The organism is Pseudomonas sp. B21-010 (assembly GCF_024749325.1).
Taxonomy (GTDB): Bacteria; Pseudomonadota; Gammaproteobacteria; order Pseudomonadales; family Pseudomonadaceae; genus Aquipseudomonas; species Aquipseudomonas kilonensis.
Window position 1 is genome coordinate 3,695,862 of record NZ_CP087198.1, and the last position, 16,226, is coordinate 3,712,087.

General features: G+C 61.8%; 15 protein-coding genes. 3 read left to right on the forward strand and 12 right to left on the reverse strand.

Annotated features, from left to right (window positions below; genetic code table 11):
- Positions 1 to 59: 59 nt before the first annotated feature.
- The 8 genes from LOY50_RS16105 to LOY50_RS16140 form a co-directional block, all read right to left on the reverse strand.
- Positions 60 to 2,435, reverse strand: coding sequence for an RND family transporter (locus tag LOY50_RS16105; protein ID WP_214512729.1), 2,376 nt, complete (start codon positions 2,433 to 2,435; stop codon positions 60 to 62).
- Between the two features lie 43 nt (positions 2,436 to 2,478).
- Positions 2,479 to 3,531: a YCF48-related protein gene (locus LOY50_RS16110; protein ID WP_258688357.1), complete on the reverse strand. Its 1,053-nt coding sequence runs from the start codon at positions 3,529 to 3,531 to the stop codon at positions 2,479 to 2,481.
- Positions 3,532 to 3,976: 445 nt separating this feature from the next.
- The gene (gene pepN / locus LOY50_RS16115; RefSeq protein ID WP_258688362.1) at positions 3,977 to 6,634 is read right to left on the reverse strand and encodes an aminopeptidase N; all 2,658 of its coding nucleotides are present in this window, start codon (positions 6,632 to 6,634) and stop codon (positions 3,977 to 3,979) included.
- Positions 6,635 to 6,647: 13 nt separating this feature from the next.
- A complete protein-coding gene (locus LOY50_RS16120) occupies positions 6,648 to 7,478 on the reverse strand; it encodes a DUF2797 domain-containing protein (protein WP_258688364.1) in 831 nt (276 codons plus the stop codon).
- Entirely contained in the window at positions 7,475 to 7,735 is a 261-nt protein-coding gene (locus LOY50_RS16125; RefSeq protein ID WP_212800142.1) for a YeaC family protein, read from the reverse strand. Before LOY50_RS16125 ends, LOY50_RS16120 begins: the two co-directional genes overlap by 4 nt.
- Positions 7,736 to 7,780: 45 nt before the next feature.
- A complete protein-coding gene (locus tag LOY50_RS16130; RefSeq protein WP_253475618.1) occupies positions 7,781 to 8,653 on the reverse strand; it encodes a rhomboid family intramembrane serine protease in 873 nt (290 codons plus the stop codon).
- Positions 8,650 to 9,624 carry a metallophosphoesterase gene (locus LOY50_RS16135; RefSeq protein ID WP_172436021.1) on the reverse strand — a complete coding sequence of 325 codons (975 nt, stop codon included), beginning with the start codon at positions 9,622 to 9,624 and terminating at the stop codon, positions 8,650 to 8,652. Before LOY50_RS16135 ends, LOY50_RS16130 begins: the two co-directional genes overlap by 4 nt.
- Complete coding sequence (locus LOY50_RS16140; RefSeq protein ID WP_003202709.1) at positions 9,621 to 10,511, reverse strand: NAD(+) kinase; 891 nt, start codon at positions 10,509 to 10,511, stop codon at positions 9,621 to 9,623. The genes LOY50_RS16135 and LOY50_RS16140 overlap by 4 nt, the downstream gene beginning before the upstream one ends.
- A gap of 105 nt (positions 10,512 to 10,616) precedes the next feature.
- Between LOY50_RS16140 and LOY50_RS16145 the strand changes: the two genes are divergently transcribed.
- Positions 10,617 to 11,582 carry a DUF1853 family protein gene (locus tag LOY50_RS16145; protein ID WP_253475621.1) on the forward strand — a complete coding sequence of 322 codons (966 nt, stop codon included), beginning with the start codon at positions 10,617 to 10,619 and terminating at the stop codon, positions 11,580 to 11,582.
- Positions 11,583 to 11,686: 104 nt separating this feature from the next.
- On the opposite strand, the gene LOY50_RS16150 is transcribed toward LOY50_RS16145, so the two are convergent.
- The 3 genes from LOY50_RS16150 to LOY50_RS16160 all read right to left on the reverse strand — a co-directional run bounded on the left by LOY50_RS16150 (position 11,687) and on the right by LOY50_RS16160 (position 14,136).
- Positions 11,687 to 12,970 (reverse strand): arsenic transporter, encoded by a 1,284-nt coding sequence (locus LOY50_RS16150; RefSeq protein WP_214512735.1) that lies wholly within the window; start codon positions 12,968 to 12,970, stop codon positions 11,687 to 11,689.
- Positions 12,971 to 13,007: 37 nt separating this feature from the next.
- Positions 13,008 to 13,358, reverse strand: a complete 351-nt coding sequence (locus LOY50_RS16155) for a metalloregulator ArsR/SmtB family transcription factor (protein ID WP_214512736.1) — start codon at positions 13,356 to 13,358, stop codon at positions 13,008 to 13,010.
- A 220-nt stretch (positions 13,359 to 13,578) separates the two neighbouring features.
- A complete protein-coding gene (locus tag LOY50_RS16160) occupies positions 13,579 to 14,136 on the reverse strand; it encodes an NADPH-dependent FMN reductase (protein ID WP_253475627.1) in 558 nt (185 codons plus the stop codon).
- Between the two features lie 185 nt (positions 14,137 to 14,321).
- On the opposite strand from LOY50_RS16160, the gene LOY50_RS16165 reads away from it, so the two are divergent.
- Positions 14,322 to 14,585, forward strand: coding sequence for a hypothetical protein (locus LOY50_RS16165; RefSeq protein WP_063320740.1), 264 nt, complete (start codon positions 14,322 to 14,324; stop codon positions 14,583 to 14,585).
- Positions 14,586 to 14,671: 86 nt separating this feature from the next.
- Entirely contained in the window at positions 14,672 to 15,565 is an 894-nt protein-coding gene (locus LOY50_RS16170; protein WP_253475630.1) for a LysR substrate-binding domain-containing protein, read from the forward strand.
- Here LOY50_RS16170 and LOY50_RS16175 read toward each other — a convergent pair.
- Positions 15,531 to 16,145, reverse strand: coding sequence for a GNAT family N-acetyltransferase (locus LOY50_RS16175; RefSeq protein WP_092145943.1), 615 nt, complete (start codon positions 16,143 to 16,145; stop codon positions 15,531 to 15,533). The two genes, LOY50_RS16170 and LOY50_RS16175, sit on opposite strands and share 35 nt — an antisense overlap.
- Positions 16,146 to 16,226 lie beyond the last annotated feature (81 nt).

Consider the following 16,226-nt stretch of genomic DNA (forward strand, 5'->3'; position numbering starts at 1 on the left):
ACTGTCACACCGCTATCGCGAGCAAGCTCGCTCCCACATTGGGCAGGTTCTACCGTCGATCAATGAGCAAACAACGAATTGCCCTTCTGCCCCGCCAGTTTCTCAGGCTTGATCAGGAACCGCGCCAGCGCCGGCAGCAGCCACAACGCGCCGAACATGTTCCACAGCAACATGAACGTCAGCATCAACCCCATGTCCGCCTGGAACTTGATGGCCGAGAAGATCCAGGTGCACACACCGATCGCCAGGCACAAACCGGTGAACAGCACCGCCTTGCCGGTGGATTTCAGTGTCTGGTAGTAAGCCTCCTGCAACGGCAACCCGGCCCGCAGGAAACTTTCCAGGCGACTGTAGATGTAGATGCCGTAGTCCACGCCGATGCCCACGCCCAGTGCCACCACCGGCAAGGTCGCGACCTTCACGCCAATGCCCATGAATGCCATCAGGGCGTTGCCCAGCACCGAGGTCAGCACCAGCGGCAGCACGATGCACAACGTCGCCGCCCAGGAACGGAAGGTGATCATGCACATGGTCGCCACGCAGATGTACACCAGGATCAGGATGGTCAGTTCCGACGCCTTGATCACTTCGTTGGTGGCCGCTTCGATGCCCGCGTTACCGGCGGCAAGGATGAACTCCAGGCCGTCGCGGTTGTTTTCCTTGGCGAAGTCCTGCACCGCCTTCACCGCGCGGTCCAACGTCTCGGCCTTGTGGTCGTTGAGGAACACCAGCACCGGCGCCAGGGAGCAACTGTTGTTGTACAGGCCATCGGCCCGGGCAATGGAGTTGTTCAGCACGTCAGGGTTGCGCGACAGGGTCTCCCATTTCAGGTTCCCCTCGTTCATGCCCTTGATCATTTGCTTGGACACGGTCACCAGGGAAATCGCCGACTGCACGCCCTCGGTGTTCTGCATCTTCCACATCAGCTCATCGATCGGGGCCATGGCCTCATAGCGCGAGCAGCCTTCGGCCTTGGTCTTGACCATCACCACCAGTACATCGGAGCTGGTGGAGTAATTGCTGATGATGAAGTTGTTGTCCTGGTTGTAGCGCGAGTCCGGACGCAGTTCCGGCGCCCCCTGGTCCAGGTCGCCGATCTTCAGGTTCTGGCTGTACCAGAGGCCACCGCCAAAAGCGATCACCGCCAGGGCAATGGACACCGGCGCGACCTTGGCGCTGGCGAAGTTCGACAGCATGCGCCAGAACGGATGTTCGCGGGTCGCGTCCTTCTTGCTGCGTTCGACCGCACGCTTGCTGATGCCGGCGTAGGAGATCGCCACCGGCAGCAGGATCAGGTTGGTGAACACGATCACCGCCACGCCGATGGAGGCGCCAATGGCCAGTTCGCGGATCACGCCGATGTCGATGATCAGCAAGGTGATGAAGCCCACGGCGTCCGCCAGGATCGCGATCATCCCCGGCAGGAACAACTGCCGGAAGGTGCGCCGCGCCGCTGTCAGGGCGTTGTCCGCCTCGCTGGACTGCAAGGCGATGCCGTTGATTTTCTGCACCCCATGGGAAATGCCGATGGCGAAGATCAGGAACGGCACCAGCATCGAGTACGGATCCAGGCCGAAACCAGCCGCATGCATCAGTCCCAGTTGCCAGACCACGGCCACCAGGGTGGTGGTCAACACCGCAACGGTGCTGCGCATGCAGTTGGTGAACCAGTACAGCAGGATCAGGGTGATGACGAAGGCCACGCCGAAGAACAGCACCACCATGACCAGGCCGTCGATCAGGTCGCCGACTTTCTTGGCGAAACCGACGATATGGATCTGCACGTTGGGGTTCTGGGCTTCGAATTTGTTGCGAATCTTGTCTTCAAGCTCGTGGGAAAATTTCCGGTAGTCGAGGGCGAGCAATTTGCCCTGGTCCTGCGGGTCGGGATAGGACTCCAGCAGCGGGATGTCGATGATGCTCGATTTGAAATCGTTGGCCACCAGGCGCCCGACCTGGCCGGACTTGAGCACGTTGTTGCGCAGCAGGTCGAGGCTGTCGGCCGAACCGTTATAGCTCTGGGGAATCACCTCACCGCCGGCGAAGCCCTCCTCCGTTACTTCGGTCCAGCGCACGCTTGGGCTCCACAACGACTTGAGCCCGGAACGGTCGACGCCGGAAATGTAGAAGACCTCGTCGTGGATCTGGCGCAGGGTCTCCATGTATTCCTTGGAGAAGATGTCGCCGTTGGTGGCTTCCACGGAAATGCGCACCGTGTTGCCCAGGTTCGCCAGGTCGTTGCGGTGCTCGAGCATCTTCTGGATGAAGGGGTGCTCGAGGGGGATCATTTTTTCGAAACTGGTGGACGGCCGGATCAGCGTGGCCTGCCAGAACAGGAAAATGCTGACCAGCAGGCAAATGATGATCACTGCCGGGCGGTTGTTGAAAATCAGGCGCTCGAGGAACGTCGCCTTGTCTTGGTGATGACTGCTCATGGGGTCCGCCTTCTTGTTTTTGTGCCCGTCTTGCAGGCGTGACTCATTTGCTCAGTTCGGCGCCGGTGGACGTGGTGGCACGAACGCCGCCTTGCCCCGCCAGGATCAGGTTGCCGTTGCCTGCCGCCGTGACGGCTGCCACGGAAATTCGGTCCGGGCGGTTGAACACGCTGAAGGTCTCGCCGTCGTCGGTACTGCGCACGACGCTGCCGCCGTTGCCGACAATCACGATGGAGCCGTCCGCCAGCAGCGTAGCGCCTGACAGGCCGAACTCCAGGGCTCCGCGCGCGGCCTTGAGCTCGACCTGATCCCAAGTGCCGCCGAAGTCAGTGGAACGATAAAGGTTGCCGCGCAAGCCATAGGCCAGCAGCGTCGAAGGCTGGGCGGTGCCGATGACCCCGAACAGCGAGCCTTCATAAGGGCCTTCGACCTTTTCCCAGGTCTGGCCCCAGTCGGCGGAGCGGAACATGCTGCCAGCCTCGCCGACTATGAACAGCCCGGCATCTTTCACGGCGGCTATCGCATTGAGGTGGAACTGGTCTTCGTTTTCGAGGCGGTCGCTGGCGTCTTCCCAGTGCTTGCCGCCGTCGGTGGTTTCCAGCAGTGCGCCGTAGGCGCCCACGGCGAAACCGTTGCTGGCATCCTTGAACCAGACGTCCAGCAAGGGTGCTTCGCGGGTAAGGTCTTCGAATTGCTTGGTCCAGGTGCTGCCACCGTCATTGCTGGCGAGGATCTGCGCGTCGTGCCCCACGGCCCAGCCGTGTTTGTCATCGACGAAAAATACCGCCGTGAGCAGTTGACGAGTCGGCACCTTGGCCTGGGTCCAGGACGAGCCCTGGTCGTCCGAATAGACAATGTGCCCCCGATCACCGACCGCCACCAGGCGCTGGCCGGCGTGGACCACATCGAGCATCAGGGTTTTGCTGGCCTTGGCCGACTCGACGGAATAGATGACATCGGACGTCGACGCCGCAACAGCCATCACCGGTGCCGACAACAGCGCAGAGCCCAGCAGCGAGAGCGCCGAAGCCAGCAACGCAACTCTGCGCAGCATCGGCGGCCGGCTGCGGCCCGCAGCCATGACAGGCTCATTCATAGACCTTTCCCCCATTATTATTGTTATGGCTTGGTACGTTGCCAGTCCTGGAGCATAGCCCTGAAAGCTGCAATCTAGAGCCACTTCGCAAGCTGACCTATCCTATCGGGCTTTCGAAAGGTCTGACAATCGACGCCACGTTATCTTTTGTTAACCAGGGGGTATTGACCGGGGGATGAATCAGAAGACATTCGCGACGATGATAAATGTGGCGAGGGAGCTTGCTCCCGCTGGCCTCTGTAGGAGCTGGCGAAGCCTGCGATCTTTTGATCTTTTGATCTTTTGATCTTTTGATCTTTTGATCTTTTGATCTTTCGCTTGAGACTCAAGTGTCTGGGGAAAGATCGCAGCCTCGTTGCACTCGACAGCTCCTACAGAGCTCCTACAGAGCTCCTACAGCCAGCGGGAGCAAGCTCCCTCGCCACAAAGGTAAGGCAGTGCCTGTTTACGCCAGGCTCTTGCTCACCACCTCGAACACATCGGCGGAAAGCGCGCCGGATGCCAGGATGCGCTCCAGCTCGGCTTTCATCAGCGCCTGGCGGGCGCTGTCGTATTTGCGCCAGCGAGTCAGCGGAGCCAGTTGCCGGGAGGCGATCTGCGGGTTGAAGCCATTGAGCTGGATGACCAGGTCCGCCAGGAAGCGATAACCCGAACCGTCGGCGGCGTGGAAGTTGATCAGGTTCTGCCCGGCAAACGCTCCCACCAGCGCCCGCACCTTGTTCGGGTTCTTGATATTGAACGCCGGGTGCTCCATCAATGCCTTGACCCGCGCCAGGCCACCCGGCAACGGGCTGCCGGCCTGGACGCTGAACCATTGGTCCATGACCAGTGGGTTGCCCTTGAAGTTTTCCGCAAACACTTCCAGAGCCTTGGCCTTCTCGGCTTCGAATGGTGAGTTGACCAGCACCGCCAGCGCGGTCAGGCGCTCGGTCATGTTGTCGGCGGTGTCGAACTGCTCCAGGGTCGCACTCAGCACTTCAGGCTTACCGGTGAGCATCAGGTACGACAACGCGATGTTCTGCAACGCGCGGCGGGCGAAATGCTCGGCCTCGGCCACGTAAGGGGTTTTCTTCGACAGGTCGCGGTTGGCTGCGTAACGCAGCCACAGGGCTTCAAACAGGTTCTCGGCCAACTGCTGACGGGCGAAGTCACGGGCGGCATGGATCGCCTCGACGTCAGCCACTTCGCTGATTTCCGTCAGGTAGGCTTCGCTTGGCAGCGAGAGCATTTCGGCGACCATGGCCTGGTCCAGGGACTCGTCCGACAGCACGCTGCGCAGCGCACTGACCAGGCGCGGATCCAGCGTCAGGCTGGCACCCTGCTGATGCTGGGCAATCAGCTCCTGCAACACCTGCACCGACAACTGCTGGCCGGCATCCCAGCGGTTGAAGCCGTCGCTGTCGTGCTGCATGAGGAACATCAACTGGTCGCGGTTGTACGGGAAGCTCAGCTTCACCGGCGCCGAGAAACCACGCAGCAACGAAGGCAGCGGCTGTTCAGCGACATCGACGAAAGTGAAGGTTTGCTCGGCTTCGGTCACCGAGATCACTCGGGACGTGCCGTCTGCCGCCGCTTCTGCGGCCAGGCGCAGAGGGATTTCAGCACCCTTGCTGTCCAGCAGGCCCAGCTCCACGGGAATCACGAACGGCAGCTTTTCCTGCTTGTCCGGGGTCGGCGGGCAACTCTGGCTGAAGGTCAGGCTGTAGGTCTTGGCGGCGGCGTCGTAAGACTCGCTCACCGCCAGCCGTGGTGTACCGGCCTGGCTGTACCAGCGCTTGAACTGGGCCAGGTCGACGCCGTTGGCATCTTCCATGGCCTTGATGAAGTCGTCGCAGGTCACGGCCTGGCCGTCATGGCGTTCGAAGTACAGGTCACTGCCCTTGCGGAAACCTTCAGGCCCCAGCAGGGTGTGGATCATGCCAACCACTTCCGAGCCCTTTTCGTACACGGTCAGGGTGTAGAAGTTGGAGATCTCGATAAAACTGTCCGGACGCACCGGGTGGGCCATGGGGCCGGCGTCTTCGGCGAACTGGTGGGTGCGCAGGTACGCCACGTCCTGGATGCGCTTGACCGTGGCGGAGTTCATGTCGGCCGAGAACCCGGCGTCGCGGAACACCGTGAAACCTTCCTTGAGCGACAGTTGGAACCAGTCGCGGCAGGTCACGCGGTTGCCCGACCAGTTATGGAAGTATTCGTGGGCCACGATCGCCTCGACCCGCTGGTGCGCGGCATCGGTGGCGGTTTCGGCGCGGGCCAGCACGGCGCTGGAGTTGAAGATATTGAGGCCCTTGTTCTCCATGGCGCCCATGTTGAAATCGTTGACCGCGACAATCATGAAGATGTCCAGGTCGTACTCGCGCCCGTATATCTCTTCGTCCCAGCGCATCGACTTCTTCAGGCTGGTCATGGCGTGCTGGCATTTGTCGATGTTTTCCGGCTCGACATAGATGCGCAGCGCTACGGTGCGCTCGCTCAGGGTGGTGAAGGTGTCTTCGACGCACCACAGGTCACCGGCCACCAGGGCAAACAGGTAGGCCGGCTTCTTGAACGGGTCTTCCCAGGTCGCCCAGTGCCGGCCGTCTTCGCCGGGGCCGCTGGCAATCGGGTTGCCGTTGGACAGCAGCACCGGATAGCTGTGCTGCTCGGCCACCACGGTGGTGGTGAACTTGCTCATCACATCCGGGCGGTCGAGGTAATAGGTGATCTTGCGGAAACCCTCGGCCTCGCACTGGGTGCAGAACATGCTGCCGGACTTGTACAAACCTTCCAGGGCGGTGTTGGTTTCCGGGTGGATCCGGACGGTGGTGTCGACCGTGAAGGCCTGGGCCTTGGGGTGCACGGTCAGGTGGCTGTCGTCCAATTGATAGTCGCCCTGCCCCAGGTCGGCGTCGTCGAGCTTGAGCGAGAGCAGTTCCAGGTGCTGGCCATCGAGCACCAGCGGCGGCAGCCCGGCACCGCGCTCGGGGTTGCGGCGCATCACCAGTTGCGCATGGACCAGGCTGTGGTCCTCGAACAACTCGAAGGTCAGGTGTGTCTCATCGATCAGGTACTCGGGCGCCTGATAGTCCTTCAGGTAAATCATCTTCGGTTGTTCGGTGCGCATGGGTCGAATCCTTCTACTGATGCACGGCGAGCTGGTAGGCCGTGTATTTACGAATATTGATCACGCCGGTGTCAAAAATCAGGTACTGGCCCTTGATTCCCAGCAGCGTGCCTTCGGCAATCGGGTTCTTGTCCAGGTTGAAGCTGACGATCTTGGCCGGGTATTGCTCCACCGGATAACGGATCTCGATGGGGTCGACGTCCGCTATGGTCTGGATCGCTTGCAGGCCGAATCGTTCCTGCAAGCCCTGCAATCCCTGGGCGCAGCTTTCGAACAGCGCGTCACGGATCGACGGCAGGTCCACCGCCACGGCGTCGCCCTTGAGCAAGGCGCGCCAGTTGGTCTTGTCCGCCACCTGGCTGCGGAACAGGTCCTCGACAAACCCCGACTGCTGACGGGTGGCGACCCGCACGATCGGCAGCGCCTGGCTCGCCCCCTGGTCCAGCCAGCGGGTCGGCAATTGCGTGGCGCGGGTGATGCCGACCTTCACGCCCGAGGAATTGGCCAGGTAGACCACATGATCGGTCATGCAGAACTGCTCGCCCCAAGCCGGGTCGCGGCAGGTGCCCGCCTCGTAATGGCAACGCTCGGGGCTCATGATGCACAGGTCGCACTGGGCCAGCTTGGTCATGCACGGGTAGCAATAACCCTGGCTGAAGCTGGTCTTGGTCCGGCGTCCACAGTGGGTGCAGTGGATCGCACCGAGGTACTCCAGGCGCACCGTGCTGCCGATCAACGGGTTGACCGGCACCTCGACTTCGCCCAGGCGAAAGGCGTATTGAACGGTCGGCCCGTCAAGGCGCGCCGACATCTTGCTGATTGCACCGCGGCCAATCTCGATCAATGGATGGCGTCCGACTTGAACAGGATATTCGGCACTTCGGTGGACTTCGAATGGCATTCCTGCGCGCCCATGTAGCCAGTACGCTCGTCTTCGGGCAGGTTCTGGATTTCCCAGGCGATCATCGCCTGCAGCGACAGCTCGCGCTGCTCGGCGGTGAGCTTGTTGCCATCGGCCCATTTACCGATTTCCACCGCCAGTTTCAGGCTCCGGTAGATGTCGGGGGTGATGTTCTGGATCATTTCGTTGAAGGAAGACATGGGTTCTCCGCGCAATTGCGCATTCTCAAAAGGCACAGGTGCCGGTCAAAGGGCCATTTTACGGCGAGCGAACAGCCCACCCAACAACCCCGTGAAGCAGCCGACGAGCAGCCCGCCGACGTGAGCCGCATTGGCGATTTCACCGAAACCGATCAGCGAAACCAGCCCGGACAGGCACAGCAGCAACCACACCAGCATCATCACCAACACCCCACGGGGCAAGTGATAGGCCGGGTTCGGTGCAAGCAGTTGGTAGATCCAGCAATGGCCCAGCAAGCCGTACAACACCCCCGACAAGCCACCGAACAGCGTCGGGCCGCTGAAAAAGTACTGGGCAAAATTGGAGACGAGGCTGAACAGCAGCGTCAGCCCCAACAAGTTGATGCCACCCTGGCGCGCTTCGATCCGCCGTCCCAGTTCCCAGTACCACATGCCATTCATGGCGATGTGCAGGAAGCCAAAGTGAATCAGCATCGGCGTTACCAGGCGCCACCACTGCCCCGCCGCCAGGCTATCGGCCAACGGTGTGAACTGGATGTAGTCGCCAACGACGCGGAACTCGAGGAAGGTCAGCCAGCGCAGGATCTCAAGATTCTCCCCCAGCAGGGTGACCGCGCTGACGATCAGGCTCAGCAACAACACCACGGCCGTCACTGGACTGCGCTTCAGTTGCTGGACGAACCCCGCTCGCCGGGAAGTGCCACCCGTGTCTGGCAGTTCCAACTGCTGATCGGGATCGCCGGCGGGAAAACGTGCGTACAACGAACGCACGTCCTCGCTGATTTCATCCGGCACCCAGAGCACCTGCTCGCCCGCCTCTTCGCTGACACGATGGGGTACCTGCATGCGTTGCAGCAGCTTGACGAAACCGCTCAGGTCCACTGCCAGGGGCAGGCGCAAAACCGCGACGACGCTCATTGCACCACCTCCGGCCGCTCGACATCGACCCAGACAAACTTGTGCGGATCCAGGCGGGTTTCCTGGTCGAGACGATAGGCGACCAGCTTGCCGTAGAGCACCGCACTGTAATCCAGGCAGGCCAGGTTCGGGCGAATGGGCGCGGGCTTGCCGCTGCGCCAATAGTGGCCGACGAACAGCAACGGTTCATGGACGCCATAGCGCAGCAGGTTGTTTTTTTCATCCGGCGACAGCGGTGTGCGGGCCACCGGCTCCGGCAACGCGTCGGGCTGGAACACGATGTCGCCGTAGGTCTGCGGGTTGTCTTCCCAGAACTTGGTGCGGAAAAACGAACGGGTCAGGCCATCTCCACCCGTCAGTGTCAGGCCATGGGGCAAGCGCATGTCGGTGCCACGCAGCAAACGATCGAACACTGTGCAGGCAAAGCTGCCCGGTTGCGCCGAGGCCTGGAGGAAATGCTCATCGACACAACCGTCCGGGAACAGGCCGCGCAGCGGTTCGATCAGGCCCGCATCCCAACAGGCATGCACCACCCGGAACCGGCCGGCGTCGACAAACAGCGGCAGTTCGTAGAACCATTTGAGAAAGTCATGCCAGTCGCCGGGATGCTGCTCGAACTGGGTCAGGGTCTCGTTGAGCAGGCGGGCATGGCGTGGCGTGTGTTCGCGCACGTAGCGCTGGCCGCTGCCCGGCAATGCCGGTGTGCTCCAACCCAGGGCGTTGAACTCGTGGTTGCCCATGATGCACAGCGCCTGGCCGGCCACGACCATGTCATGGACGATGTGCAGCGCCTCGCGAATCCGCGGGCCACGGTCGATGATGTCCCCCAGGAACACAGCCATGCGCGACGGATGCCGCCAGACCCCGCCCTGCTTGTGGTAACCGAGTCGGTCCAGCAGGTGTTCCAGGGTCAGGGCGCATCCGTGCACGTCACCGATCAAATCGTAACTGCGCGCAGGATCGAGCATCAGTCGCCTCCACCCCCCAACCGACTGCCCCAGCCGAGCTTGGTCCGGCAGACTTCGTAGTAATTGTGATCCAGCGGATGGATCAGGCGCAGCTTCTGCGCTTTTTTGCTGACGGTGATGGTGTCACCCGGCGCGCAGGTGAAATGGTTCTGGCCGTCACAGGACACTTGCGGGTAGATCTGCATATCCTTGGACACGACGATTTTCAGCTCACTGTTGCCATCGACCACAATCGGTCGCCCAGACAAGGTATGGGGGTACATGGGCACAATCACAATAGCGTCGAGCTTGGGGTGCATGATCGGTCCGCCAGCCGACAGCGCGTAGGCCGTAGAACCGGTCGGGGTCGCGACGATCAGGCCGTCGGCCTTCTGGCTGCAGACGAACTGGCCGTCGATGTACAGCTCGAATTCGATCATGCGCGTGGATTTGCCGGGGTGCAGCACCACGTCATTGAGGGCATCGCCCTGGCCGATGGCTTCGGCGTGACGACGGACCTCGGCTTGCAGCAGGAAGCGGTTTTCCACCAGGTAGTGGCCGTCCAACACCTCGGCGACCTTGGTTTCCAGCTCGTCAGGGCGGATATCGGTGAGGAACCCCAGGCTGCCCCGGTTGATCCCCAGCACCGGGATGTTGTGCCGCGCCAGGGCCCGGGCGGCCCCCAGCAGGCTGCCGTCGCCGCCGACCACGATGACCATGTCGCAGACCTCGCCCAGCATCTTGCGCGACGACGTCTGCAGGCCATGGCCCGGCAAGACTTCGGCGATGGTATCTTCGAGGATCACATGCAGGTGTCGCTCCAGGAGGAAACGTTTGAGACGGCGAACGGTGTCCAACACCTGCGAACTGCCCAGGCGACCGATGATGCCGATATTGCGAAATTGCTCCATGAGGCTCCTGCGAGGGTCTGCGGCGGGCGAAAACCACGATTATGGGCGAAAGCGCTCCATAGACAAAATCCTTTAAGCCTTCGTCGCAGCAGCTATGCTCGCAAAATGATCCTGTTCCCTGAATTGCTGGACTTGCCCCGCCGCCTTCGCCACCCAGAAGTGCGCGACCTCGCGTGGGCGATCATCGCCCCGCCGATGCTCATCGACACGCCCTGGCCCCAGCGCCACCCCTTGGCCGGCAGTGACTGGGTGCAGGCGCCGGATCAGCTGGAGCACTGGCTGCGACAACTGGACCGTGACAGCTACCCGCTGCTGCACTGCCTGTCCCTGGGACGGACGCGACGCCTGGGGCTGTATTACGAAAGGCTGTGGCAGTTTGCCGTGCAGCACGCTCCAGGCATCGAACTGATTGCCGCAAACCTGCCGATCCGCCACGAAGGCCATACCCTGGGCGAACTGGACCTGCTGCTGCGCGATCGTGACGGCATCCATCATCTGGAGTTGGCGATCAAGTTGTACCTCGGCCCGCAACAAGGCACTGGGCTGGACGCCGCGCAATGGCTGGGCCCGGGTTGCCATGACCGGCTCGACCGCAAGCTGGCCCATCTGCGCGAACACCAATTGCCGATCTCGGCCCGCCCGGAAAGCCGTGAGGCCCTGGCGGCATTGGGCATTGAGCCGACCGGCCTCGAGGTATTCCGCTCCGAGCTCTGGCTCGGCGGGTACCTGCTCTACCCCTGGCCGGGCCACGCCGACCCGCCGACCGGTGCGCACCCGCGGCATTTGCGGGGCAGTTGGCTGCATCAGCGGGATTGGCCTGCATTCAGCGCCCAGCGCCCACCTGGGCGCTGGCAACCCCTGCCCCGCGCCGCCTGGTTGGCCCCGGCCCATTATCCGGCGGAGCAGACCTGGAGCACTGCGCAACTGGACGCCTGGCGACTGGACCTCGACCCGATGGCGCCGGCGCAACTGATGGTGCGCCTGACTGAAAATGCCGAGGGGGAGTGGGAAGAAGCTGAGCGGCTATTCCTGGTGGCCGATCTTTGGCCGGATGTGCCGGGTAATGGCTGAGCCTTGTGCTGCCTGCCGGGCCTCATCGCGAGCAAGCTCGCTCCCACACATTGGAATGCACTCTCCTGTGGGAGCGAGCTTGCTCGCGAAGGGGCCGCTACGGTTTAGAGTGACAACCGCACCGCCAGCGCCGCCAATGTCACCAGCAACACCGGCACCGTCAGCACGATCCCGACCTTGAAGTAGTACCCCCAGCCGATCTGGATGTTCTTGCGCTCCAGCACATGCAACCACAGCAAAGTCGCCAGGCTGCCGATCGGGGTGATTTTCGGGCCCAGGTCGCTGCCGATGACGTTGGCGTAGATCATCGCCTCCTTCACCACCCCGGTGGCCTGACTGGCATCGATGGACAAGGCGCCGACCAGCACCGTCGGCAAATTGTTCATGGCCGACGAGAGCAACGCCGTCAGCACGCCGGTGCCCATGGCCGCACCCCACACGCCATATTCGGCGAAGCCGTCAAGCCAATGGGCCAGGTAGCCGGTCAACCCGGCATTGCGCAGGCCATAGACCACCAGGTACATGCCGAGGGAGAAGATCACAATCTGCCAGGGCGCTTCCTTCATCGCCTTGCGGGTGGAAATCTTGTGGCCGCGGGCCGCGACGGCCAGCAGCAACGCAGCGCAGACCGCCGAGATCGCGCTGATGGGAATCCCCAGCGGCTCCAGCGCAAAGCAGCCCAGCAGCAGGATCACCAACACCACCCAGCCGGCATAAAACGTTGCCTTGTCGTGGATCGCCGTCGCCGGATCGTCCAGTTGATCGGGGTCGTAGTCACCCGGGATGTCGCGACGAAAGAACCACATCAGTATCGCCAGGCTGGCCGCCACGCTGACCAGGTTCACCGGCACCATGACGGCCGCATAGCGGTTGAAGCCAATGCCGAAGAAGTCCGCCGAGACGATGTTCACCAGGTTCGACACCACCAGCGGCAGGCTCGCGCTGTCGGCAATGAAACCGGCGCCCATCACGAATGCCAGGGTCGCCGCCGGGGAAAACCGCAACGCCAGCAGCATCGAAATCACGATGGGCGTCAGGATCAACGCCGCCCCGTCGTTGGCAAACAGGGCCGACACCAGCGCCCCCAGCAGCACCATGAACGCAAACAGCTTGCGCCCGCTGCCCTTTCCCCAACGGGCCACGTGCAAGGCCGCCCAGGCGAAGAAGCCGGCCTCGTCCAGCAGCAGGCTGATGATGATCAGCGCGACAAACGTACCGGTGGCGTTCCAGATAATCTGCCAGACCAGCGCAATGTCGCCGACCTGCACCACCCCGCTCAACAACGCCAGCAGCGCGCCGAGCGTCGCGCTCCAGCCGACGCCAAGCCCCTTGGGCTGCCAGATCACCAACGTAATGGTCAGCAGGAAAATCAATGACGCGATCAGCATGCGCAACAGCCTTGGAAGGAGGATTGAAAAGAGAAAATCAGCAGCAACGCGCCACCGGACGATCAGCCATGGCACCCAAACGCTCGACATCCGCCATCAGCCACGCCGTATTGGCCGCCAACGCCTGCTCCAGCAAAGTGCTGACCCAGGCCGGCAACTGCGGATGCAGACGGTAGTAAACCCATTGCCCCTGGCGCCGGTCGCTGAGCAGGCCGGCGTTACGCAACTGCGCCAGGTGCCGGGAAATCTTCGGCTGACTCAGGCTCAGGGCGGCGGTGAGCTCACAGACACACAACTCACCTTCACGGGCCACCAACAGCGCAATGCGCGTACGAGTGTCATCGGCCAACGCCTTGAAGACATCGACGGGGTTGTGGGAATCAGACATGGCTAAGGACCGCCTGGAAGTGCGAAGGGGCGAATATATGGAAATTCGAATATCCAGTAAAGCGGGGATTGAATTGCCGCTGCGGATGCGGTCTTAGATGCACTTGTGGCGAGGGAGCTTGCTCCCGCTCGGTTGCGCAGCGACCGCCCCGGGGGCCTGCTTCGCAGTCCAGCGGGAGCAAGCTCCCTCGCCACAGGTGTTTACCTGAAATATGGGAGTATCAAACCTTCTTGTGTTGCTCGACCCACTTGCCATAGGCATTGATGAACGTCTGCAGGAACGGCCGTACCGAGTCCGACAGGTTGCCCGCCTCGTCAAACGCCGTCCCGGCACCGCTCAGGTAGGCTTCCGGCTGCTGCATGCAGGGAACGTCAAGGAATACCAGCGACTGGCGCAAATGATGGTTGGCACCAAAACCACCGATGGCGCCCGGCGAAGCACTGATCACCGCGCCCGGCTTGCCACTCAGGCAACTCTGGCCGTAGGGACGCGAGCCGACGTCGATGGCGTTTTTCAGCGGCGCCGGTACCGAGCGATTGTACTCAGGCGTAACGAACAACAAGGCGTCGGCCGCGCCCACCTGCTGGCGGAAAGTGCTGTAGGCTGGCGGAGGGGAAACATCGATGTCTTCGTTGTAGAGCGGCAACTCGCCGATCTCGACGATGTTCAGTTGGAGATTGGCTGGCGCCAGGTCAGCCAGTGCCAGCGCGACCTTGCGGTTGATCGATGCCTTGCGCAGGCTGCCCACCAAAACGGCCACTGTGTAGACATTACTCATGAGAGGCTTCTCGACTGTCGGCTCAAAGGAGCCTGTAGTTATAGATGATCGGACTGACAATTGGACCAGTGGAGCGACGAAAACCTGTCGGCTGGACTATTTTTTTCATGTAGGAAAACTTACCGCGCTTGACCAGGGTCTACAGAACCGCAAATCGAGTGATTTATTTCCAGAGGTTCTAAGCAATGGCAGCAGTACTTGTCGGACAATTTCATGCGCGGGACGCCGAAGGTCGCGTCTATTCAGTGCATGAGTTTCAGGAATCGACCCCGTCGCCCGACGGAAACGGCAAGGAGCCTGTCACCACCTATAAGTTGGCTATCGGTGATCGAGTCAACAAACTCGAAGACGGCAAATTTATTCTGGTGCAATCTCAAATCGAATTGACGCGCGAACCGGAAACGCCACTGCAGGCTCAAACACCCACTGAAACGCAAATAGCTTCATAACCGGCAGTTATGAGCAGAAGTCATGCCCGGACTTGGGTTAGGATTCAGCCACTCAATGGCTCACCCGCCGAACATGGACTTCTTGCATGCGTTTACGCCACATCGAAGTGATCCAGGCGCTGCTGCAGACCGGTCACCTCGGCACGGCGGCCGAATGGCTGCAACTGCCGGTGGTGGAGGTCGAGGCAATCCTGCGCGATGCCGAGGCCCAATTGGGCTTCATGCTCTTTGCCAGCGTGCGTGGGCGCCTGCAGGCCACCCGGGAAACCCTTGAACTGCGCGACGGCATCACGCGGCTGTATGACACCCTCGAACCGGTACAGCGCTTGGCCAGCAGCCTGAAACACTATCAGGCGCCACCCTTGCGCATTATCTGCACCCCGCCGCTGGCCCAGCAGTTGTTGCCCCAGAGCATCGCCGCCTTGCGTCGCCGCCATCCGGATGCGCCCTGCACCCTGCTCAGCCAACCGACCCGCGACATCGTCCACAGCCTGCTGTTGCGTGAAAGCGACCTGGGCCTGAGCTTGCACGACCCCGAACACCCCGACATCCATTGCCAGATGATCGCCCAGGGCAAACTGCAATTGCTGGCACCTCACGGCTGGCTGCAACCACGACAGAAATACATTTCGCTCCAGGACCTGGCAGGCCAGCCGTTGGTAGGCCTGGATGGCCATGACCCGCTGAGCCCGGCGTTCGAGCATAAACTGGCGGCGCTGCGTCCGGCGCCGATGATCCAGATCCGCGTCCAGACCCATCAGATGATGCGCGCGATGGTCGAGGCCGGCGAAGGCCTTGCCATCGTCGACCCGTTCACTGCCTCGGGTGCCAAGGGCAGTGGCCTGGACGTCTGCCCGCTATCACCGGCCATTGCGATTGGTCTCTATGCCCTGAGCCTGAACGGCACGCCGCCCTCGCCCGCCGTCCAATCGCTGCTGGAACGGGTTACGGAACAAGCCGAGGCGTTGCTGAGCCACTGATCGACATGCCCAGCGGATCGTCGAACAGCCGGTACCAGAACAACGCCACTTCGGCGGTATGCCGGTCAATGCCGCGATAGCGCAAGTGATCGATACCGCCGAGCACGTAGCCGCAACGCTCATAGAGCCGACACGCACCCAGATTGTTGTTCTGGGTCTCGAGCATGATGCCCGGCAGTTTTTTCTTGCGGCTCCAGAACTGGGCGACATCGAGCAATGCCTTGGCCACCCCGTGGCGACGGGCCGGGGCATGCACCGCCAACTCGTCGATGTGGGCGTAGCCGTTCCAGTTGGTACTGACCACCAGATGCCCCACGGGCTGGTCGTCGAGATAAGCCATGAAAATCTCGCTGTCCGGGGCATTGCGGAAGCTGCTGAATTCCTCGGGATCGATGCCATAGCACTTGCGATAGGGAACAATGGGCGTCACCGGCCATTGGCTGACGGGCCGACCGATCTGCGCCGTCGCGTAGTCGCTGACTTCGAAGCTGAAGTCACTGCCCCAGATATAAGCGGCAAAGCCGTCATCGACGACGCGCACCGACAACCCGGGGTGTTTGGGATTCATGACCGGTTGCATACTGGGGAAGGTCCTCATTCCTTGAGACAACCAACGGCGTGGTGCCATCCATTGCCCTTGCCTTTCAAATCTTCACACATC